The sequence below is a fragment of the Pseudomonas sp. TMP9 genome, assembly GCF_037943105.1.
In the GTDB taxonomy this organism is placed as follows: domain Bacteria; phylum Pseudomonadota; class Gammaproteobacteria; order Pseudomonadales; family Pseudomonadaceae; genus Aquipseudomonas.
Genome location: NZ_CP149803.1, coordinates 3,414,184 through 3,435,790 on the forward strand (window position 1 = coordinate 3,414,184; position 21,607 = coordinate 3,435,790).

Consider the following 21,607-nt stretch of genomic DNA (forward strand, 5'->3'; position numbering starts at 1 on the left):
GGTGCTCACGCCTGAATGTCCGAAGCCGGATTGATCATGCGGCCGAGCCCAAGGTTACGCAGGGCCAGTTGCAGGGTGCTGTGGATCAGGTGTGGGTTGTCGATGGTCATCACTTGAGCAAGCAACTCCTGAGCTTTGACCATGCTGATCTGGCGCAGCAGCCACTTCACTTTGGGCAGGTTGGTGGCGTTCATCGACAGGCCATCGAAACCCATGGCCATCAGCAACACCGCCGCCGTTGGATCGCCGGCCATTTCACCGCAAATACTCACCGGCTTACCTTCGGCGTGCGCCCCGGCCACCACCAGGCGCAGGGCCTGTAATACGGCGGGGTGAAGGAAGTCATAGAGATCCGCCACCCGTGGGTTATTGCGGTCTACGGCCAGCAGGTATTGGGTCAGGTCATTCGAGCCAACCGAGAGAAAATCGACTTGTCGCGCTAACTCGCGGACCTGATACACCGCCGCCGGAATTTCGATCATCACACCGATAGGCGGCAGTGGCACATCCGTGCCTTCGTCGCGCACCTCGCCCCAGGCGCGGTGGATCAAATGCAACGCTTCTTCCAGCTCCTGAATACCGGAAATCATCGGCAACAGGATGCGCAAGTTGTTCAGCCCTTCGCTGGCTTTGAGCATGGCGCGGGTCTGCACCAGGAAGATTTCCGGATGGTCGAGGGTCACGCGGATGCCGCGCCAGCCAAGGAAGGGGTTTTCTTCCTTAATCGGGAAATAACTCAGCGCTTTGTCGCCGCCAATGTCCAAGCTGCGCATGGTCACGGGTAACGGGTGGAAAGCGGCCAGTTGCTCGCGATAAATCACCAGCTGTTCTTTCTCGCTGGGGAAGCGCTCTTTCATAATAAACGGCACTTCGGTGCGATACAGGCCGACACCCTCTGCACCGCGCTCTTGAGCGCGCTTCACATCAGCCAGCAGACCGGTATTGACCCACAGCGGCATGCGATGACCGTCGAGGGTTTCGCAGGGCAGCCCACGCAACGCATCAAGGCCTTGCGTCAACTGGCGTTCTTCCTCAACCACTTCAGCGTATTGCTTGCGCAGCACTTCGCTGGGGTTGGTGAACACCTCACCGTGATAGCCATCGACGATCAGTTGAATACCATCGATTTTCGAGTACGGCAGATCGACTGCGCCCATCACCGTGGGAATACCCATGGCGCGGGCAAAAATCGCCACATGCGAGTTGCCCGACCCCTGCACCGAAACCAGGCCGACCAGCTTGCCTTCTGGCACCTCGCCAAGCATGGCTGGCGACAGCTCTTCACTGATCAGAATGCAATTGTCCGGGTACACCAGCGTTTGCTGACGCGCCTGCTGCAGATAGGCGAGCAGGCGTCTGCCGAGGTCTTTGACGTCGCTGGCGCGCTCACGCAGGTAAGCGTCGTCCATCAATTCAAAGCGGTTAACGTGCTCGCTGACCACATGCCGCAGTGCACCTTGGGCCCATTGGCCGGTGCGGATGATTTTCACCACCTCATTACCCAAGGCAGCGTCTTCCAACATCATTAGATAAACATCGAACAGCGCGCGCTCTTCAGGGCGCAACTGCGTGGCCATCTTCGCCGACAGCGCACGCATATCGCTGCGCACACCCTCCAGCGCGTTGTTGAACAGGGTCAACTCGGCGGCAATGTCATCGATTGATTTGTCCGGCACCACGTCCAGATCAGCTGGCGGCAGCACCACCAAGGCTGTACCCACTGCAACACCGGGCGAGCCCGGCACACCGACGAATTTGGCTTCTTGAATACCCTTGCCCTGACGACCCAAGCCGCGAATTGAACCCGTAGCCTCCGCGTGGGCGATCACACCAGCAAGCTGTGCGCTCATGGTCACCAGAAAGGCTTCTTCACCTTCATCGAACTGGCGGCGTTCTTTTTGCTGGATCACCAGCACGCCCATCACCTTGCGGTGGTGAATGATCGGTGAGCCGAGAAAGGAGGCATAACGCTCTTCACCGGTTTCGGCAAAGTAGCGGTAACGCGGGTGTTCGGAGGCGTGCTCGAGGTTAAGCGGCTCTTCGCGGGTGCCCACGAGGCCGACCAAGCCTTCGTTGGGGGCCATGCTGACCTTACCAATGGCGCGCTTGTTCAGGCCTTCGGTGGCCATCAGCACAAAGCGCCCGGTTTCCGGATCTAGCAAGTACACCGAGCAGACTTGGCTGCCCATGGCCTCGCGCACCCGCTGCACGATAATGCCCAGTGCCGCCTTGAGGTCTTTGGCGGCATTTACTTCCTGGACAATCTTGCGCAGCGTATTGAGCATGCTTGGCTACAGCCTTTGTCAGTCCCGCGCCAACAGGCGCGGGGCGAGTTCTTTTAAGGCGCGACGGTAAACCTCGCGCTTGAAGGTGACCACCTGGCCCAACGGGTACCAGTAACTGACCCATCGCCAGCCGTCGAATTCCGGCTTGCCGGTGAGGTCCATGCGCACGCGGTCTTCAGTGCCGGTCAAGCGCAACAGAAACCACTTCTGCTTCTGCCCAATGCACAGCGGCTGGCTGTGCGTGCGCACCAAACGCTGGGGCAGACGATAACGCAACCAGCCGCGGGTGCAGGCGAGAATTTTTACATCCTGCTGCTCAAGGCCCACTTCTTCGGTCAATTCGCGGTACAGCGCCTCTTCCGGCGACTCGTGGTCATTGATCCCGCCTTGCGGGAACTGCCAAGCATCTTGGTTGATCCGACGCGCCCACAGCACCTGCCCAACATCATTGGTCAGAATGATGCCGACATTGGGGCGAAAACCATCGGAATCGATCACGGCACACAACCTCGTAAACGCCTGAATTTAAGACATGAGGCATTGTTCCACAAAGGCCGCAGCAGCAGCAACGCGAGTGGCCGGCAGAATGGGAATGACTCATAAAAGCCGTTATCCTCAATGCCTTCAAACCCTTGCGATGGTAGGTGCCCCGTGCGTTTGGCTTTATTTGATCTCGATAACACCCTGCTGGGCGGCGACAGCGATCACGCGTGGGGTGATTACCTGTGTGAACGTGGCATCCTCGACGCGATTGCCTATAAGGCGCGCAACGATGCGTTTTATCAGGATTACCTCGCGGGCCGACTGAATATCACCGATTACCTGAATTTCAGCCTAGAAATCCTCGGGCGCACCGAAATGGCCCAGCTGGACCAATGGCACCGCGAGTTTATGCGTGACTGTGTCGAGCCAATCATCCTGGCCAAAGGCGAGGCGCTGCTCGCCGAGCACCGCGAAGCCGGCGACAAACTGCTCATCATCACCGCCACCAACCGCTTCGTTACCGCGCCGATTGCCGCACGCTTGGGCGTCGACACACTATTGGCGACCGAGTGCGAAATGCTTGATGGCCGCTACACCGGCCGCACCACCGACGTGCCGTGTTTCAAGGAAGGCAAGGTCACCCGCCTCACTCGCTGGCTCGGCGAAACCGGCTTGAGTCTGGCTGATAGCTATTTCTACAGCGATTCAATCAACGACCTGCCGCTGCTGGAGCAAGTCACCCACCCGTTCGCCGTAGACCCCGACCCGAACCTGCGCGCCGAAGCCGAGAAACGCGACTGGCCAGTGATTTCCCTGCGCTAACAGCGCCCCCATATAAACGCCGCCTGATCAGACGGCATTTTATCGGCGTCGCGCTCGGCTATGCCCGCTCGGCCCCGTCACACCATAAAAATTATGGCTTACTCGCAATGCAGATCAGCCCTGTAGCCCGGATAAGCACCAGCGCAATCCGGGAATGACCACGCTAAGCATCGGAGGCACGCGCATCGCTTAAAACTAATTCTGGAACCCGGACTGCGCTGGCGCTTGTTCGGGCTACGGTCGATAAACTTGGATGAGGTCCGGGTTAACGGGCCGGGCTCGGCTATGCCCGCTAGGCCCCGTAGCCCCTATAGATTTTTGGTTTATTCGCACGGCAGATCAGCCTGTAGCCCGGAGGGGGTCCGGGCTAACGGGGCGTGCTTCTATTAAATGGGCTTGGCACCCATCAGCGCCATGATCACCACCAGCAACACGATGATCAGTACGGCATACACAGCAGCCAGACGCTTCAGGCTCGCGGGTGCAGGGCGGTCGCCCAGAGCCTGCCAAGCAGCCAGACGGCCATTGAGCAACAGAACAAACAGCGCCATCACCGCAAACAGCACGCTACTGGCCAGCAGCCAGGTTTGGCTGAGGGGCAAACCGGTTAGATCAACCAGCCACCAACCGGTTATGGGCAGACTCAGGGCCAGCAGGCCGAGCACCGGCAGGCTGATCAGGCGAGTGCGCTTGAGCTTGCGCTGCAAAATCGCCGTATCGCCGTTACGCGCCGCCTTCCACAGCATAAACATATGGGCCAGACCCCCCAGCAGCAAGACGATCCCAGGCAGCATGTGCAGCATTTTCAGCAACGGGTAATGTTCCATCAATTCAGTCCTACCGGGTGCCCGGCTTATCCAAGAAAGAGTGTGTAGGCGGGATTATCGCTCTCATCCCAATAGCGATAACCGATAGCTTCCAGCGCCGCCGGCAGCAGATGACGCTCATCACTCGGCACTTGTAGGCCTGCGACCACGCGACCATCAGCAGCACCATGGTTGCGATAATGGAACATTGAGATGTTCCAGCGACCACCGAGCTTCTGTAAGAAATTAAACAGCGCACCCGGCCGTTCAGGGAACTCGAAACGGAACACGCACTCATCCGGCACGGCAGCCGCATGCCCACCGACCATATGCCGGATATGCAGTTTGGCCAGCTCGTTGTCCGTTAAATCCAATACCGGGAAACCTTGATCCCGCAGGCCCTGTACCAATGCGGCGCGCGGGTCGGTAAGCGGGTTGGTTTGTACGCCGACAAAAATGTGCGCTTCTTTGTTCTGGTGAAAGCGGTAGTTAAACTCGGTGATCTGCCGTTTGCCGATGGCTTCACAGAACGCCTTGAAGCTACCGGGCTGCTCGGGGATGGTAACGGCGATGATCGCTTCACGTTTCTCGCCCAGCTCGGCGCGCTCGGCCACATGGCGCAAACGGTCAAAATTGACGTTGGCGCCGGAGTCGATGCCCACCAACACGTGGCCGCTACAGCCCTCGCGCTCCACATATTTTTTGATCCCTGCAACACTCAGCGCGCCAGCCGGCTCGGTGATTGAGCGGGTGTCGTCGTAAATATCCTTAATGGCCGCACACATCTCATCGGTGCTGACGGTGATCACTTCATCGACATAGTCCTTGCACACCGCGAAGGTGTGCAGGCCGATCTGCGCCACGGCCACACCGTCGGCAAACAGCCCAACTTGCGGCAACACCACACGCTCACCAGCAGCCATGGCCGCTTGTAAGCAGTTGGAGTCATCCGGTTCGACACCGATCACCTTGATCTCGGGGCGCAGGTATTTCACATAGGCGGCGATCCCGGCGATCAGCCCGCCGCCGCCCACCGGCACAAATATCGCGTCTAATTTACCCGGCTGCTGCCGCAGGATCTCCATGGCGATGGTGCCCTGGCCGGCGATAGTGTGCGGGTCATCGTAAGGGTGGATGTAGATGTAGCCCTTCTCATCCACCAGCTTCAGCGAATAGGCCAGCGCCTCGGGGAAGCTGTCACCGTGCAGCACCACTTTAGCGCCGCGCGAGCGCACGCCCTGGACCTTGATCTCCGGGGTGGTTTTGGGCATCACGATGGTGGCCTTAACCCCCAGCACCTTGGCGGCTTGCGCCAGACCCTGAGCATGGTTGCCAGCCGATGCCGTGACCACACCGCAGGCTTGCTCTTCGGCGGAGAGTTGCGCCAGCTTGTTATAGGCGCCACGAATCTTGAACGAGTACACCGACTGCATATCTTCGCGCTTGAGCAAAATACGGTTGCCCAAACGCTCGGAAAGTTGATTGGCAACTTGCAACGGAGTTTCCACTGCCACGTCATAGACGCGCGAGGTGAGAATTTTTTTAACGTACTGTTCGAGCATGGGCTTGATCGCAGGCGGCTTTGCACAGGGTCGATGAGTCTACCCCAGGCCCGCGCTGCGCGACCATACGAATGCCGGGGTTATGTCGGCTGGCGAGAGGCTAACCGCCTCGCCGGCGCGGGTGTAGAGCGGGCATAGCGACAATTTGTCCACCCGCGGCGGCTTGCTGACGGACTCGCCTGCGGCATAGCCGCCCTACGATCACTCAGGCATCACACCTAACCACAGGCCCTGCACGATGTGCCTTGGCAGGTCGACACCCTGCAAGGTTTTACCCCGCTCACGCGCTATAATTCGCGCCCTCTATCACTTCTACGCCAGGCCCCACGATGAATCAGGATCAACTCAAGCAAGCCGTCGCTCAGGCTGCCGTCGACTTTATTCTGCCCAAGCTCGACGCCAAGAGTGTGATCGGAGTCGGCACCGGCTCCACTGCTAACTGCTTTATCGACGCCTTGGCCCAACACAAAATGGAATTCGACGGCGCTGTGGCCAGCTCTGAAGCCACTGCCGCGCGCCTTAAGGGTCATGGCATCCCGGTGTATGAACTGAATAACGTCAGCGACCTCGAGTTTTATGTCGATGGCGCGGATGAAAGCGACGCCCACCTCAACCTAATCAAAGGCGGCGGCGCAGCCCTGACCCGCGAGAAGATTGTGGCCGCCGTCGCGCGCACGTTCATCTGCATTGCCGACGCCAGCAAGCTGGTGCCGGTGTTAGGTAACTTCCCGTTGCCGGTCGAAGTCATCCCCATGGCCCGCAGCTATGTGGCTCGCCAGCTGGTCACGCTCGGCGGCGACCCGGTCTACCGCGAGGGCGTAAAGACCGATAACGGCAATATCATCCTCGACGTGTTCAACCTGTCGATTACCAACCCCGCAGAGCTGGAAAGCCAGATCAACGCCATCGTCGGCGTGGTGACCAACGGCCTGTTCGCTGCGCGCCCGGCCGACTTGCTGCTGCTCGGCACCGCTGATGGCGTGAAAACCCTAAAGCGCACCTGAATTAAACGCCCGGAGCAAGACGCCGTGGCGATGCAAAAATGGATCAAGTCGGCAGACAGCCCGCGCCCCAGGCGTCATGCTGGGGGCATTGCTTAGCTATCAGGATTGCCAGGGAGTTTTATGTCCGCCTTTGTCTCGACCGCCCATGATCGTCAGTTGGAGCTCGCCGACCTGCTGCGTGAGCTGGTTGCCCAAGGCCGGACCAATCAAGACCATGCCGAACAATGCCTGGCGATCCGCCGCAGCGCCGTCAGCAACCAGCAACACCCGCTGGAGTTCCTCGCCGCGCAGCAGTTAGATGACCTCAAGCATCCGGGCAAAAAGCTTGAGCTAGAGGGGCTAACCAGTTGGCTGGCGGAGCAATGCGGGCAACCCTTCCTGCGTATTGACCCACTGAAGATTGACGTCGCCGCGATCACGCCGCTGATGTCCTACGCCTTTGCTCAGCGCCATAAGATTCTCGCCGTGGCGGTGGACAGCGACAGCGTGACCATCGCCAGCAGCGAGCCGTTGGTGAATAGCTGGGAAGTTAACCTGACCCACGTGCTCAAGCGCCCAATTAAGCGCGTGGTAGCCAGCCCGACTGATATTCAGCGCTTTACCGTGGAGTTCTACCGCTTGGCCAAATCGGTCAGCGGCGCCTCAGCCGGCGACAGCAAAATCAGCAGCGTGGGTAATTTTGAACAGCTACTCAACCTCGGCGCCCAAGACCAAGAGCCTGACGCCAACGACGCGCATATCGTCAATATTGTCGACTGGCTGTTCCAGTACGCCTTCACCCAGCGCGCCAGTGATATCCATATCGAGCCGCGGCGTGAACAGGGCAGCGTGCGCTTTCGTATCGACGGCGTGCTGCACACTGTTTATCAATTCCCGCCGCAGGTCACCATGGCCATCGTCAGCCGCCTGAAGAGCCTGGGCCGGATGAACGTCGCCGAAAAGCGCAAACCCCAAGACGGCCGAGTTAAGACCAAGACGCCAGACGGCGGCGAAGTGGAGTTGCGCCTCTCAACCCTGCCCACCGCATTTGGCGAAAAGATGGTGATGCGGATTTTCGACCCGGAAGTGCTGCTGAAAAGTTTCGACCAGCTGGGCTTTTCTGCCGACGACCTCAAGCGCTGGCAGAGCATGACCCGCCAGCCTAACGGCATTATTTTGGTGACCGGCCCCACCGGCTCGGGCAAAACCACCACGCTGTACACCACGCTCAAGCAGCTGGCGACTCAGGAAGTCAACGTCTGCACCATCGAAGACCCCATCGAGATGATCGAAGGCGCCTTCAACCAAATGCAGGTGCAGAACAACATCGATTTGACCTTCGCCAGTGGCGTGCGCGCCCTGATGCGCCAAGATCCGGACATCATCATGGTCGGTGAAATTCGTGATTTAGAAACCGCCGAGATGGCCATCCAAGCGGCGCTGACCGGCCACTTAGTGCTCTCCACGCTGCACACCAACGATGCCCCCAGCGCCATCACTCGCCTGCTCGAGCTGGGCGTACCGCATTACCTGCTCAAAGCCACCCTGCTCGGGGTCATGGCGCAGCGCCTCGTGCGCACCCTGTGCGCCCATTGCAAAGCACCACAAACGCTGGATGAAGACGGCTGGCAAAGCTTGACCAAACCCTGGAGTGCGCCGCTGCCGACTCACGCCTGCCGCGCCGTGGGTTGTTTGGAATGCCGCGACACCGGCTACCGCGGCCGCGCCGGGGTGTATGAAATTATGCTGATCAATGATGCGATGAAGCCGCTGATCACTGCCGATACCGACTTAATTGCCCTGCGCCGGCACGCGTTCAAAGAAGGCATGCGCAGCCTGCGCCTGTCCGGCGCACAAAAAGTCGCCGCAGGCCTAACCACCATCGAAGAAGTGCTACGCGTCACGCCGCAGAGCGAACAGAAATAGCCATCGCGCGACGCGTAGCCCGGATAAGCCTTGGCGCAATCCGGGAAACATCCGATGCCCCAATCGATGGCGATTTGTCGCATCCAACCAATCCAACGCCCAAACCGGTCCCGGACTGCGCTGCGCTTGTTCGGGCTACGGATAAGACCGGGGCACGCCGCAGAGCGAGCAGAAATAATCTTACGTCGTAACACAATTAGCTACGCGGCAAGCGCTGCTGACGAGCCTGGACACTGGCTACTCGCTGCGGCTTGCAATCCAGATAAGTAGAGGCCTGTAACAGCCGCTGGTCAGAGTGCCAAGCAAACAGAAACTGCCCGCCCTTGAGCTGATCAACCACCATCCGCGCGACCTCCGGACGCACCGCAGGACACCCCAAGCTGCGGCCGATACGCCCCTGGCTCTGCACCAGACGCGGGCTTACATAGGCCGCGCCATGGATGACGATGGCGCGCTCGCGGGCCAGATCATTCAGCCCCGGCTCCAAGCCATCCATGCGCAGGGAATACCCGTGCTTACCGCGATAACTTTCAGCCGTGCGGAATAACCCCAAGCTGGTTTGATGGCTGCCTAATCGATTGGAAAACGCTTTGGCGAAGTTCTCCCCCGACTGGCGCCCGTGGGCAACGAAATCCTGCAGCACCAGACGCTTGCGTTGCAGATCGAAAATCCACAAACGGCGCTCGGTGGAGGGCCTTGAATAATCAATCACCGCCAAGCGGCTAGCAGGCTCAGCGCCATGGTTAACCGCACATTGCATCGCCGCCAGCGCGTGCTGCAGCGCTTGCTGATTGAGACCGGGAGCAATTCGAGCCAAGTCCCTGAGCAGCCCATCCGGCGCTGCCGCCAGTGCCGATAACGGCGCGCAAGCAAACCAAACACCAATCAGACACACCCTGCCAAGACGTCCAAACATATACACAAACCTCTAGTACCTTAGGACAACCTGTAACAGGGTCGAACCACCGCAAGCCTATACTGAGCATCACTCGCTGACTGTTAGGCCAAGGACTGGAGCAGTAGATTGTTTAAAAAAACCACACTTTACCTGAGCGCTGCCCTGCTCACCCTGCCACTGGTCGTTAATGCCGACGAGGCAACTGTCGTCACCGTTACTGATTTGCGGCCCTTACTGGCAGAGTTACCCCAGCATTGCAGCCCTTTACCGGCAAGCCTAACTGTTAATGCCCAGCAGTTATTGCAGGCTTTTTATGCCCAGCGCGCCGGCCAACCGGCTTGGCAACGCAGCGAGCAACTGCAGCAATTGCGCGAGCAACTGGCGCTATTAGCCGATGACGGCCTAGACCCCAGCGAATATGCACTGCCCAGCTTGGTCGCAGAAGGCTTCTCCGAGCAGCGCGATTGCGGCGACCTGCTAACCAGCCACAGCTACTTGCAGGCCTTGCTGCACGTGCGCCGGGGGCGGTTACTGCAACAGCGTCTGGAGCCCCTGTGGTCAGCCCCAGAACAAACACCTGCAGATTCACAATTGGCCACCCTCTCGCTGGCCCTGTTGCACCTGCAAACGCCTGCCGCGGCGTTTGCGAGCGCACGACCCACCACCGCGCAATACCAGCGACTGCGCAGCGCCTATGCACAGCAGCGCCTGCGCATGCTCGATGAGTGGCCGACGCTGCCCAGTGCGGCGCTGCTCAAGCCCGGCGGTAACGATGCACGGCTGCCGGCGCTGCGTACCCGGCTGATTGCCCAGGGTTATTTGGCTGCGCGAACAGATGCGCCAGGCACTGCCTTCGATGAGGCCACTCAGCATGCGCTGGAGCACTTTCAGCGCGAACATGGCCTGAACCCAGACGGCATTCTCGGCCCCGCCACATTGACCGAACTCAACATCAGTGCGCCGATGCGCCGCGAGCAACTGCGCGCCAACCTCGAACGCCTGCGCTGGCTGGCCGAACCCATGGGTGACGCTGAGGTGCTGATCAACGTTGCAGCCGCCGAGCTGCAGGTGATCCGGCATCACCAACTGCTCTGGCGCAGCCGCACCCAAGTCGGGCGCGCCGATCGGCAAACGCCGCTGCTGGCCTCGCGCATTGAGCGCCTGACCCTCAACCCAACCTGGACCGTACCGCCCACTATTTTGCGTGAAGATAAATTGCCGGCCATTCGTGATGACATCAGCTACCTCGCACGCCACCAGATGAGCGTGCTCGACCGCGCCGGTAACCTGCTTGACCCCTACACCGTCGACTGGCAGAGGCCTGGCGCCATCCAACTGCGTCAAGCGGCTGGCAGCCATAACCCACTGGGACGCTTGGCCGTACGCTTCGATAACCCATTTGCGGTTTACTTGCATGACACGCCCAGCCAGCAGTTGTTCAGCAAAGCGCCGCGCGCCTTCAGCTCCGGCTGCGTGAGGGTCGAGGCGGTGGACACGCTGCTGACCTGGCTGCTCACAGCGGATGAGTTAGCCGATGTGCAAACCCGCATCGCCAGCGGCAAGACGCAGCAATACCGCCTGCAGCATCCGGCGCCGCTGCTGATCGCCTACTGGACCGCCGAAGCAACGCTTGATGGCGACCTGCGCTTCTACCCGGATATTTATCAGCGCGACGCCCGCTTAATCGAGGCGCTGGCGCAACCTGCACCCTAATCAGCGCACCTTGTAACAGCATCGACTGCAGCGCTCACAACAACTGTGCTTAGATAAGCCATCAGCAGACCCCCCTCACTTAAGGAGCTATACCTCATGGAAATCGGCAGCGTGATTTTTCTGTTTGTCGGCCTCGCCGTCGCGTTGGTCTTTATGGGCTTCAAAGTCGTGCCGCAGGGTTTCGAGTGGACAGTGGAGCGCTTTGGCCGCTACACCAACACCCTCAAGCCGGGCTTGAATATCATCGTGCCGATCATGGATAAAGTCGGGCGCAAGCTCAACGTGATGGAAAACGTGCTGGATATTCCGCCGCAAGAAGTCATCACCGCCGATAACGCCACGGTGCAAATAGATGCCATCTGCTTCTTCCAAATTATCAATGCAGCCCAAGCGGCGTATGAGGTGAACAACCTTGAGCACGCCATCCGCAACTTGGTAATGACTAATATCCGTACCGTATTAGGCTCCATGGAGCTGGACGCCATGCTCGGCCAGCGCGACGCGATCAACGAAAAACTGCTGCGCACCGTCGATGAAGCCACCGCGCCGTGGGGCATCAAGATCACGCGTATCGAGATCAAAGACATCAGCCCGCCCGCCGACCTGATGGCCGCCATGTCCGGCCAAATGAAAGCCGAGCGGATCAAGCGCGCACAAATCCTTGAAGCCGAAGGCCTGCGTGCCGCTGCTATTCTTACCGCTGAAGGGCAGAAACAGGGCGATATCCTTAAAGCCGAAGGTCAGCGCCAGGCCGCCTTCCTCGAAGCCGAAGCGCGCGAGCGCGCCGCCCAAGCCGAAGCCGAGGCCACGCGCATGGTGTCTGAAGCCATCGCCAAAGGTAATGTGCAGGCGGTTAACTACTTCGTCGCACAGAAGTACATCGAAGCCCTCGGCCAACTGGCCAGCGCCAACAACAGCAAAGTCATCTTGATGCCGCTGGAAGCCAGCCAGGTGATCGGTGCTGTCGGCGGTATTGGTGAAATCGTCAAAGCCACGTTCGGTGACAACAAGGGTTAAGCCATGTGGGACTTTTTACAGCACCTGTCGTACTGGAACTGGCTGGCCTTCGGCACTTTCTTGCTGATCCTCGAAGTGTTCGGCCTTGGCGGTTACTTGCTGTGGATCGGCCTAGCGGCTGCCAGCGTTGGCTTACTGACGTTTATCTTCCCTGAGATGCCGTGGGCCTTGCAGTTCGTCCTGTTCGGTCTGTTCTCGATCCTCACGGCGGTGTTCTGGTGGCACCGTCAGCGCAGCGCCGCTAAGCCTTCGGATCAACCGGGGCTGAACCAGCGCGGCAGTGAGTTCGTTGGCCGCACCTTCGTACTGCATGACGCCATCAGTGCTGGGCGCGGCAAAATAAAAGCGGGCGACACTTTATGGCTGGTGGTTGGCGACGACCTGCCAGCGGGTACGCCGGTGCGCGTGGTCGGCCGCGATGGCGTGCTACTGCAAGTAGTCGCGGTGCAACCAGACTGAGCCCACGCGGTATAAACAACAAAGCCCCGCACTGCGGGGCTTTGTTGTTTAGCGCTGAGCGTTAGGCGTCGCTGTCGGCGGTGGCCTTGTAAGCAGCTGCGTCGAGCAGCTTATCCAGCTCACCGCTGTTGCTTGGCTGCAGCTTGAAGAACCAGCTGCCGTAAGGGTCGCTGTTCACGCTTTCTGGGCTGTCTGCCAAGCCATCGTTGATTGCAATCACCTCACCCGAGATCGGCGAATAGATGTCAGACGCAGCCTTAACCGACTCCACCACGCCCGCTTCCTGACCGGCATTCAGCGCTTTACCGACTTCAGGCAACTCGATAAACACTACATCGCCTAGGGCTTCCTGAGCGTGGTCAGAAATACCGACGGTAACGCTGCCATCAGCTTCCAGACGCGCCCACTCGTGGCTAGCGGCGTAACGCAGATCGGCGGGGATATTGCTCATGTGTCGTTCCTCATCTGGCATGACGGCGACCGCGCCGTCATAGAAATTTAGCAGGCCTTGGCCATGCCGAAAGAAAGTCTTTTAAAACCTGGCGCCTGACTCAACACCGAACGCACTCGACCAAAGCATGCTCAGATCATCGCCTTGCCGTTACGCACAAAGGTCGGTTTAACCACGCGTACCGGGTACCACTTACCACGAATTTCCACTTCGGCTCGTTCACTGGTCGCCGCGGGCACCCTCGCCAAGGCAATCGATTTGCCCAAGGTCGGGGAAAAGCTGCCACTGGTGATCTCGCCTTCACCCACCCCTTCAACCCGCACCACCTGATGCGCGCGCAATACTCCGCGCTCCTCCAATACCAGCCCAACCAGCTTGGCATGGATGCCGTCGACCTGTTGCTTGCGCAGAGCGCTGCGCCCAACGAACACACGGCTGGCGGGCTCCCACGCGATGCTCCATGCGATGTTCGCCACCAACGGCGTCACGCTTTCGTCCATGTCTTGGCCGTACAAATTCAGGCCGGCTTCCAGGCGCAGGGTGTCGCGCGCGCCGAGGCCAATAGGGGAAATACCTGCGCCCACCAAGTCATTGAGGAAGGCCACTACTTCGCCAGCTGGCAAGATAATTTCCAGTCCATCTTCACCGGTGTAACCGGTGCGGGCGATAAACCAGTCCCCATCCGGCTGGCCCTCAAAGGGCTTGAGGCTCTTGATTAAGCTGGCGCGGGACGCGCTAACCAGCTCAGCCGTCTTGCTGCGCGCATGCGGCCCTTGAATGGCCAGCATGGCCAGCTCGCTGCGCTCTTGCAGCTGCACATCGAAACCGGCGCTTTGCAGGCGCATCCAGGCCAAGTCTTTGTCACGGGTTGAGGCGTTGGTGACCAAGCGGTAGCCTGCGTCCAGCAGGTAAACGAGCAAATCATCCACCACCCCGCCCTGCTCATTGAGCATGGCGCTGTAAAGTGCTTTGCCGATGCTCTGCAGACGCTCGATGTCGTTGGCCAGCAGGTGCTGTAAGAAGGCCTTGGCCTGAGTGCCGCTGACATCCACCACGGTCATATGCGACACATCGAACACTCCGCAGTCGCGACGTACCTCGTGGTGCTCCTCGACCTGCGAGCCATAGTGCAACGGCATGTCCCAACCGCCGAAGTCGACCATCTTGGCACCTAACGCGAGGTGCAAGTCGTAGAGCGGTGTGCGCTGTCCCATGAGTGTCTCCTTGCGGGCTGGGCAGTGCAGCGGCAACCCGCTTGAGCCGATAAAAAGGCTGCAAACACGGGCTATAACGTGCTGGGCCGCTGCGAATGGCGCGCATTGTAGCCGCAACGCTGAGGGCGGTCATCCCAACACGGCAGCGGGTCGCATTCAGCCGGTCGGATTAACCCACGCGACGCGCTGAACGGCGGATCAGCAGAATCACCGGCAACAGCCCCACCATCACCAATGTCAGGGCCGGCAGCGCGGCACGCGCCCATTCGCCTTCACTGGTCATTTCAAACACGCGTACCGACAGCGTGTCCCAGCCGAACGGGCGCATCAGCAAAGTGGCGGGCATTTCCTTGAGCACATCGACGAACACCAACAGGGCCGCCGATAGCGCTCCCGGCACCAGCAAGGGCAGGTACACCTTAAAGAACAGGCCGACTCCACCCACTCCTAGGCTGCGCGAAGCCTCAGGCAGTGATGGCCGAATCCGCGCCAAGCTGTTTTCCAACGGGCCGTAGGCGACTGCCATAAAGCGAATCATGTAAGCCAACAGCAGCGCCGAGAGACTGCCCAGCAACACCGGTTTTCCCGCGCCGCCGAGCCAGCTGGATAACGGGATTACCAGTTCGCGATCGAGATAACTGAAGGCCAGCATGATCGCCACTGCCAACATCGAACCTGGCAAGGCATAACCCAAATTGGCCAAGCCCACGGTTGAACGCATCAGCCGAGTCGGTGCCATGCGCCGGGCAAAGGCCAGCAACAGCGCCACGCTGACCGTAATCAACGCGGCCATCGCACCCAGATAGAGCGTGTGCAGAATCAACGCGCTGTAACGTTCATCCAGATCAAAACGACCCCGCTGCCAAAACCAAACGATCAACTGCAGCACCGGGATGACAAAACCACAGGCGAACACCAGCCCGCACCACATGCTGGCGGCCAGCGCTTTGCCGCCGCGCAAGTGATACAGCGCCTTGCCGCGCGGCCGTTCATTGGCGGGGCGAACGGCGCCGCGGGCACGCCGTTCGCCGTACAACACCACCATCACGGCCAGCAGCAACAGGCTGGCCAGCTGAGTGGCGCTGGTCAGGCTGTAAAAGCCGTACCACGTCTTATAAATAGCGGTGGTGAAAGTATCGAAATTAAACACCGACACGGCGCCAAAATCCGCCAAGGTTTCCATGATTGCTAGGGCTAAGCCTGCACCAATCGCCGGGCGTGCCATGGGCAGCGCGACCCGCCAAAAGGCCCGCCAAGGGCTTAAGCCCAACACCCGCGCAGCCTCCATCAAGCCTTTGCCTTGGGCCAGAAAGGCATTACGGGCCAACAGGTAAACGTAGGGGTAGAACACCAATACCAAGACGATGATCACCCCGCCGGTGGAGCGCACCCGCGGGAAACGTACACCGCTGCCGAACCATTCGCGCAGCAGCGTTTGCAGCGGGCCGGCAAAATCCAACAGACCTACAAACACAAACGCCAGCACATAGGCCGGGATGGCAAACGGCAGCATCAGCGCCCAATCCAGCCAGCGCCGCCCGGGGAACTCGCAGAGGCTGGTCAGCCACGCCAGGCTTACGCCCAGCAGCGTCACCCCAACGCCCACACCCAGCACCAACACCAAGGTATTACCGAGTAAACGCGGCAGCTGGGTTTGCCATAAGTGCGCCCAGATTTGCTGGTCGATCTCATGCCAACTGAACAGCAACACGCTCAGCGGCAGCAACACCAACAAGGCGACGGCAAAGGCGATGGGGTACCAGCGGCGCTGGGCAGGATGGGCCACGCAAAATCCTCGAAACAGTGTGCTCAACAGTTAAAACACAACGCCCCGGGCTAGGCCGGGGCGTCGAGTATAACGGCAGTTGCAGGGCCGGTTGCGGCGCGTAACTGCATGGGATGGGTTACGCGCCGCGATACCATCCGGCAACGATGGGTATCGACGCGGTGCGCCTCAACCCACTCTTCGAATGCCGATCAGTTCCAACCCGCGCGGTCCATCAGCATGATGGCTTCAGCCTGACGCTTACCGGCCACTTCAACCGGGATGGCATCGGCCTTAAAGGTGCCCCATGCCTGCACTTCTTTGGACGCCGGGACCTTCGGATTGGCCGGGAACTCTTGGTTAAGACCGGCAAACAGCGCCTGAGCTTCTTCGCTGGTCATCCACTCCAGCAGCTTTTGCGCCGCCTCGGCGTTCGGTGCGTACTTAGTGACGCCAGCACCGGCCAAGTTGACGTGCACCCCGCGGTCATTCTGGTTGGGCCAGTAGGGCTTCACTTTCAGGCCTGGTTGCTGCTGCTGCAGGCGCCCGAAGTAATAAGTGTTGGTAATGCCCACATCGCATTGACCGGCATCGATGGCTTGCAGCAACGCCGTGTCATCAGCGAAGACGTCAGTGGCCAGGTTGCTTACCCAGCCCTTGATAATTTCTTCGGTTTTAGCCGCGCCATGGATTTCGATCAGCGTGGCGGTCAGCGACTGGTTATAAACCTTCTTGCTGGTGCGCAGGCACAGACGGCCTTCCCAGTTTTTATCCGCCAGTGCTTCGTAGGTGGACAACTCGCTCGGCTCGACCCGCTCGGTGGAGTAAAAAATTGTCCGCGCACGCAGTGACAAGCCTGTCCAGCTGCCGGTGCTAGAGCGGTACTGCGCAGGGATATTGGCGTCGATAACAGCCGACTTGAGCGGCTTAAGCACACCTTGCTGCTCGGCCTGCCAGAGGTTGCCGGCATCCACCGTAATCAGCATATCGGCAGGCGTGTTCTCCCCCTCGGCTTGCAGACGCGCCAGCAGCGGCGCTTCTTTGTCGGTAATAAACTTCACTTCGACACCGGTTTTAGCGGTGTAGGCATCAAAAACTGGCTTGATCAGCTCATCGATGCGCGCGGAGTAAACCACCACTTCATCAGCGGCCTGAACCGCGCCGGCCAACGCGGTGAGAGAAAGTGCGGCTAACAGACGCTTACTTACCTGCATGGAGACTGCCTCATGGGTTTAGACGAGTTGAGATGCCAAATAGTATTGAATTGCATTTAGTTTCTCAACACGTTATTCGTCTAAACCTGTAACAAGCATCATCAACTCTCGTTTGGCCGGGTGAATTGAAGCACGTTAGCTGCTCAAGCGACCGCCTGCTGATCGGCCAATGCCTTGGCTTGCTCACGCAAGACAAACTTCTGCACCTTGCCGGTGCTGGTTTTTGGCAAGCTGGTAAACACCACGCAGCCCGGCACCTTGAAGCGCGCCAGGCGCTGCTGGCAGAAGGCGATCACCTCCTCGGCATTCAGTTCGGCACCCGGCTTGAGGGTGACGAAGGCGCACGGCGTTTCACCCCATTTGGCATGGGCCATGGCCACCACGGCGGCTTCCAAAATCAACGGATGCCGATACAAGACATCTTCCACCTCGATGGAGGAAATATTCTCGCCGCCAGAAATGATGATGTCCTTGCTGCGATCTTTGATCTCCACATAACCGTCGGCATGCCAGACCGCCAGGTCGCCGGAATGGAACCAGCCACCAGCGAAGGCTTCAGCCGTGGCCGAAGGGTTTTTCAGGTAGCCTTTCATCACCACGTTACCGCGCATCATGATTTCGCCGATGGTCTGGCCGTCTTTCGGCACCGGCTGCAGGGTGTCTGGGTTAGCCACCATTAAACCGTCGAGTAAAGGGGCACGCACGCCCTGACGGGATTTCAGCCGGGCGCGCTGCTCTGCAGTTTCGCCGTCCCACTCATTCTTCCATTCACAGGCAACGCTAGGGCCGTAGGTTTCGGTCAGGCCGTAAACGTGGGTGACGCGAAACTCCAGTGCTTCCATGGCCTCAATCACTGCGGCCGGAGGCGCGGCGCCGGCAGTGAGTACCTTGACTGGCCGAGTCTTCAGTACTTTTAACTCATCACAGGCGTTGGCCAGCATATTCAGCACAATCGGCGCACCGCAAAAGTGGTCGACACCATGCTCAGCAATGGCCGGATAGATAGCCTCGGCGCGCACATGGCGCAGGCATACATTGACGCCTACATAGGCCGCCAACGCCCAAGGGAAGCACCAGCCGTTGCAATGGAACATCGGCAGCGTCCACAGGTACACCGGGAAACGGCTCATGTCCCAGCACATGGCATTCGACAGGGCATTCAGGTGCGCGCCACGGTGGTGATAGACCACGCCCTTGGGGTTGCCGGTGGTGCCGGAGGTGTAGTTGAGGGAGATCGCCTGCCACTCATCTGCCGGCATTTGCCAGGCGTAATCAGCATCACCCTCGGCCAGTAACGCCTCGTAATCCAACTGGCCAATTAGCAGACCGTCGCGGTACTCCACATCATCAATGCCAACGACGAGGGGCGGTTGCGGCAGGTGCCCGACCACACGCTGGGCCAGTTCACCAAACTCCTTGTCCACCAGCAGCACCTTGGCTTCACCGTGCTGCAGGATAAAGGCGATGGCTTCAGCATCCAGACGGGTGTTGATGGCATTCAGCACCGCACCGCACATCGGCACGCCAAAATGCGCCTCAAACATCGCCGGGCCGTTGGGGGCGATCACCGCCACCGTATCGCCCACGCCGATGCCGCGCTGGGCCAGCGCCGAGGCCAGACGAATACTCCGAGTGTAGGTTTCGCCCCAGGTCTGGCGCAGGCTACCGTTGATCAATGCCAGGCGCTGTGGGTAGACACTGGCGGCGCGCTCGATAAACCCCAGCGGGCTCAATGCCTGAAAATTCGCCGCATCGCGCGGCATACCGTATTCGTAAGGGTTGACGCTGTGCATGGTTATTCTCCGGCAGGACCTTGGGCTGGAGAAACCATAGCAGTGGTAGGGTTTTGGCGATGCTCTACCTTGGTCGAAACCGTGACTCACGGGTCAGTAACCACGTCAGCATAGGCACCTGCACAGCCATGCTGAGCGCCTGACCGAGACGCAACTCCCGCCGCAGAGCGCTCCAGCTACCTTGGCACGCTGCCATCGTTTTATCTGCGCGTGCCGGGCGTCATCTTTTCAAGGAGTTATCGAGTGACCTCACGCTTACCTGTGATCGTTGGTTTTGGTGGCTATAACGCGGCCGGGCGCAGCTCTTTTCACCACGGCTTCCGCCGCACCGTGATTGAGTCCATGGACATCACCACACGTCAGCAAACCCTCGCTGGCCTTGCGGTAATGATGAAGCTGGTGAAAGTGGTCGATGGCGCGCACCAGGACAGCGAAGGCAACAGCCTCAGCCTGAATGAGATCGACAGCCGCTTCGCCGAGCAGATTCTCGCCTCGACCCTGGTGCGTCGCATCGAGAAACAGCACCTAGACCCGGATGCGGCGCATTGGCAAAAAACCATCGACATCAGCGCCACCGCTGGCCAGCCGCTGAGCTTTATCACCCTGCGCAAGCACCTGCCCGACCCGCTGCCATCGGACTGGGCGGTGGACGAATTAAACGCCACTGAAGTGCTCGTGACCCTGCATGACAACTGCGAGTTTAAGGTCGATAGCTACCGCGCCCTGCCGGTGAAATCCGCCGGGCAACTGCCCACCGGCTTTGAGCCGAGCGAGCTGTACAACGCCCGTTTCCACCCGCGCGGCCTGGCCATGACCATCGTCGGCGTTACCGACGCATTGCGCGCCACCGGCATCGAGTGGCAGACCATCATGCAGCACGTAGCCCCGGACGAAGTCGCGGTGTTCGCCGGCAGCATCATGAGTCAGCTCGACGAAAACGGCTTCGGCGGCCTGATGCAGTCGCGCCTCAAAGGCGGCCGCGTCACCGCCAAGCAGTTGGCCCTGGGCCTGAATACCATGCCGGCGGACTTTATCAACGCTTATGTACTGGGCAGCGTCGGCACCACTGGCAGCATCACAGGCGCCTGTGCCACCTTCCTCTATAACCTGCAGAAAGGCACCGAACTGATTGCCAGCGGCAAGGCGCGAGTGGTCATCGTTGGCAACAGCGAAGCGCCGATCAATCAGGAATGCATCGAGGGTTATGGCGCCATGGGCGCGCTCGCCACCGAGGACGGCCTGCGACAGATCCAAAGCAAAAACGAGGGGGCCCAGAGCGAGAGCGAGGTAGACTGGCGTCGCGCCAGCCGCCCGTTTGGCGAAAACTGCGGCTTTACCTTGGCGGAAGCCTGCCAGTTCGTGGTGCTGATGGATGACGCGTTGGCGCTAGAGCTGGGCGCCGACATTCACGGCGCCGTGCCGGATGTATTTATCAACGCGGACGGCTTTAAGAAATCCATTTCTGCCCCCGGCCCCGGCAATTACCTGACCGTGGCCAAGGCTGTGGCCAGTGCGGTGCAGTTGCTCGGTATTGATGCGGTGCGTGAACGCAGTTTCGTCCACGCGCATGGCTCCAGCACCCCGGCTAACCGGATTACCGAATCAGCCATTCTCGACCGTATTGCTGGCGTCTTCGCCATCGAACAATGGCCGGTGACGGCGGTGAAAGCCTTTGTCGGCCACTCGCTGGCCACCGCCAGTGGCGATCAAGTGATCTCAGCCTTGGGCAGTTTTAAGTACGGCATTATTCCGGGGATTAAAACCATCGATGCCGTGGCCGATGACGTCCACCAACAGCACCTGAGCTTTACCACCGCCGACCGCTGCCGCGCACCCGAGCAGCTGGATATGTGCGTGATTAACTCCAAAGGCTTTGGCGGCAACAACGCCAGCGCCTTGCTGCTGGCCCCGCATGTGGCTGAGCGCATGCTGCGCAAGCGTCATGGCGAAACAGCGTTTGCCGCCTACCAAGCACGCCGCGAAACCACCCGCGCAGCGGCGCAGGCTTACGATGCACAGGCGCTCTTGGGACACTTGGGGATCATCTACAACTTCGGCCACGACCTGATCGACGATCAGCAGATCGAAATCAGCCCCGAGCACATAAAGGTTCCAGGCTTCGCCCAGCCGCTGGTGTTCAAAAAGGATGCGCGCTACAGCGATATGCTCGGCTGAGTAAGTGGCCGGTGGATATACACACCGACATCCACCCTACT

General features: G+C 59.7%; 17 protein-coding genes. 7 read left to right on the forward strand and 10 right to left on the reverse strand.

The genetic code is table 11. The annotated features are described in order from the left end of the window. Window positions 1-5: 5 nt before the first annotated feature. Both ptsP and WF513_RS16070 read right to left on the reverse strand, forming a co-directional pair. Window positions 6-2,285 (reverse strand): phosphoenolpyruvate--protein phosphotransferase, encoded by a 2,280-nt coding sequence (gene ptsP, locus WF513_RS16065; protein ID WP_339080404.1) that lies wholly within the window; start codon window positions 2,283-2,285, stop codon window positions 6-8. Between the two features lie 18 nt (window positions 2,286-2,303). Next, entirely contained in the window at window positions 2,304-2,783 is a 480-nt protein-coding gene (locus WF513_RS16070) for an RNA pyrophosphohydrolase (protein ID WP_339080405.1), read from the reverse strand. A gap of 153 nt (window positions 2,784-2,936) precedes the next feature. Between WF513_RS16070 and WF513_RS16075 the strand changes: the two genes are divergently transcribed. Next, window positions 2,937-3,590, forward strand: coding sequence for an HAD family hydrolase (locus WF513_RS16075; protein WP_339080406.1), 654 nt, complete (start codon window positions 2,937-2,939; stop codon window positions 3,588-3,590). Window positions 3,591-3,976: 386 nt separating this feature from the next. On the opposite strand, the gene WF513_RS16080 is transcribed toward WF513_RS16075, so the two are convergent. After that, window positions 3,977-4,417 carry a DUF2269 family protein gene (locus WF513_RS16080; protein WP_339080407.1) on the reverse strand — a complete coding sequence of 147 codons (441 nt, stop codon included), beginning with the start codon at window positions 4,415-4,417 and terminating at the stop codon, window positions 3,977-3,979. 26 nt (window positions 4,418-4,443) lie between these two features. Continuing rightward, window positions 4,444-5,958 (reverse strand): threonine ammonia-lyase, biosynthetic, encoded by a 1,515-nt coding sequence (gene ilvA / locus WF513_RS16085; RefSeq protein ID WP_339080408.1) that lies wholly within the window; start codon window positions 5,956-5,958, stop codon window positions 4,444-4,446. A 329-nt stretch (window positions 5,959-6,287) separates the two neighbouring features. On the opposite strand from ilvA, the gene rpiA reads away from it, so the two are divergent. Then, the gene (gene rpiA / locus WF513_RS16090) at window positions 6,288-6,962 is read left to right on the forward strand and encodes a ribose-5-phosphate isomerase RpiA (RefSeq protein ID WP_339080409.1); all 675 of its coding nucleotides are present in this window, start codon (window positions 6,288-6,290) and stop codon (window positions 6,960-6,962) included. A gap of 120 nt (window positions 6,963-7,082) precedes the next feature. Beyond that, window positions 7,083-8,867, forward strand: coding sequence for an ATPase, T2SS/T4P/T4SS family (locus tag WF513_RS16095; protein WP_339080410.1), 1,785 nt, complete (start codon window positions 7,083-7,085; stop codon window positions 8,865-8,867). A 196-nt stretch (window positions 8,868-9,063) separates the two neighbouring features. Here the strand turns inward: WF513_RS16095 and WF513_RS16100 are convergent, their stop codons facing one another. Next, window positions 9,064-9,783 (reverse strand): murein L,D-transpeptidase catalytic domain family protein, encoded by a 720-nt coding sequence (locus tag WF513_RS16100; protein WP_339080411.1) that lies wholly within the window; start codon window positions 9,781-9,783, stop codon window positions 9,064-9,066. Between the two features lie 108 nt (window positions 9,784-9,891). Between WF513_RS16100 and WF513_RS16105 the strand changes: the two genes are divergently transcribed. The 3 genes from WF513_RS16105 (at window position 9,892) to WF513_RS16115 (ending at window position 12,954) form a co-directional block, all read left to right on the forward strand. After that, entirely contained in the window at window positions 9,892-11,478 is a 1,587-nt protein-coding gene (locus tag WF513_RS16105) for a L,D-transpeptidase family protein (protein WP_339080412.1), read from the forward strand. 96 nt (window positions 11,479-11,574) lie between these two features. Further along, window positions 11,575-12,495 (forward strand): SPFH domain-containing protein, encoded by a 921-nt coding sequence (locus tag WF513_RS16110; RefSeq protein ID WP_339080413.1) that lies wholly within the window; start codon window positions 11,575-11,577, stop codon window positions 12,493-12,495. 3 nt (window positions 12,496-12,498) lie between these two features. Further along, window positions 12,499-12,954: an NfeD family protein gene (locus WF513_RS16115; RefSeq protein WP_339080414.1), complete on the forward strand. Its 456-nt coding sequence runs from the start codon at window positions 12,499-12,501 to the stop codon at window positions 12,952-12,954. Between the two features lie 61 nt (window positions 12,955-13,015). Here the strand turns inward: WF513_RS16115 and gcvH are convergent, their stop codons facing one another. From gcvH to WF513_RS16140, 5 genes are all read right to left on the reverse strand, one after another. Beyond that, window positions 13,016-13,405 carry a glycine cleavage system protein GcvH gene (gene gcvH / locus WF513_RS16120; protein WP_339080415.1) on the reverse strand — a complete coding sequence of 130 codons (390 nt, stop codon included), beginning with the start codon at window positions 13,403-13,405 and terminating at the stop codon, window positions 13,016-13,018. A 131-nt stretch (window positions 13,406-13,536) separates the two neighbouring features. Continuing rightward, window positions 13,537-14,619: a glycine cleavage system aminomethyltransferase GcvT gene (gene gcvT / locus WF513_RS16125; protein WP_339080416.1), complete on the reverse strand. Its 1,083-nt coding sequence runs from the start codon at window positions 14,617-14,619 to the stop codon at window positions 13,537-13,539. 169 nt (window positions 14,620-14,788) lie between these two features. Beyond that, complete coding sequence (locus tag WF513_RS16130; RefSeq protein ID WP_339080417.1) at window positions 14,789-16,405, reverse strand: iron ABC transporter permease; 1,617 nt, start codon at window positions 16,403-16,405, stop codon at window positions 14,789-14,791. A gap of 191 nt (window positions 16,406-16,596) precedes the next feature. Next, a complete protein-coding gene (locus WF513_RS16135; protein ID WP_339080418.1) occupies window positions 16,597-17,598 on the reverse strand; it encodes an extracellular solute-binding protein in 1,002 nt (333 codons plus the stop codon). A gap of 143 nt (window positions 17,599-17,741) precedes the next feature. Then, on the reverse strand, window positions 17,742-19,391 hold the full coding sequence (locus WF513_RS16140) for an acyl-CoA synthetase (RefSeq protein ID WP_339080419.1): 1,650 nt from the start codon (window positions 19,389-19,391) through the stop codon (window positions 17,742-17,744). A gap of 243 nt (window positions 19,392-19,634) precedes the next feature. Between WF513_RS16140 and WF513_RS16145 the strand changes: the two genes are divergently transcribed. Then, a complete protein-coding gene (locus WF513_RS16145) occupies window positions 19,635-21,566 on the forward strand; it encodes a beta-ketoacyl synthase (protein WP_339080420.1) in 1,932 nt (643 codons plus the stop codon). Window positions 21,567-21,607 lie beyond the last annotated feature (41 nt).

Bases quoted from the DNA above. Each gene is read 5' to 3' on its own strand.
- ptsP (WP_339080404.1), bottom strand. From the start codon at position 2,285: ATGCTCAATACGCTGCGCAAGATTGTCCAGGAAGTAAATGCCGCCAAA.
- WF513_RS16080 (WP_339080407.1), bottom strand. From the start codon at position 4,417: ATGGAACATTACCCGTTGCTGAAAATGCTGCACATGCTGCCTGGGATC.
- ilvA (WP_339080408.1), bottom strand. From the start codon at position 5,958: ATGCTCGAACAGTACGTTAAAAAAATTCTCACCTCGCGCGTCTATGAC.
- rpiA (WP_339080409.1), top strand. From the start codon at position 6,288: ATGAATCAGGATCAACTCAAGCAAGCCGTCGCTCAGGCTGCCGTCGAC.
- WF513_RS16095 (WP_339080410.1), top strand. From the start codon at position 7,083: ATGTCCGCCTTTGTCTCGACCGCCCATGATCGTCAGTTGGAGCTCGCC.
- WF513_RS16100 (WP_339080411.1), bottom strand. From the start codon at position 9,783: ATGTTTGGACGTCTTGGCAGGGTGTGTCTGATTGGTGTTTGGTTTGCT.
- WF513_RS16110 (WP_339080413.1), top strand. From the start codon at position 11,575: ATGGAAATCGGCAGCGTGATTTTTCTGTTTGTCGGCCTCGCCGTCGCG.
- WF513_RS16115 (WP_339080414.1), top strand. From the start codon at position 12,499: ATGTGGGACTTTTTACAGCACCTGTCGTACTGGAACTGGCTGGCCTTC.
- gcvH (WP_339080415.1), bottom strand. From the start codon at position 13,405: ATGAGCAATATCCCCGCCGATCTGCGTTACGCCGCTAGCCACGAGTGG.
- gcvT (WP_339080416.1), bottom strand. From the start codon at position 14,619: ATGGGACAGCGCACACCGCTCTACGACTTGCACCTCGCGTTAGGTGCC.
- WF513_RS16135 (WP_339080418.1), bottom strand. From the start codon at position 17,598: ATGCAGGTAAGTAAGCGTCTGTTAGCCGCACTTTCTCTCACCGCGTTG.
- WF513_RS16140 (WP_339080419.1), bottom strand. From the start codon at position 19,391: ATGCACAGCGTCAACCCTTACGAATACGGTATGCCGCGCGATGCGGCG.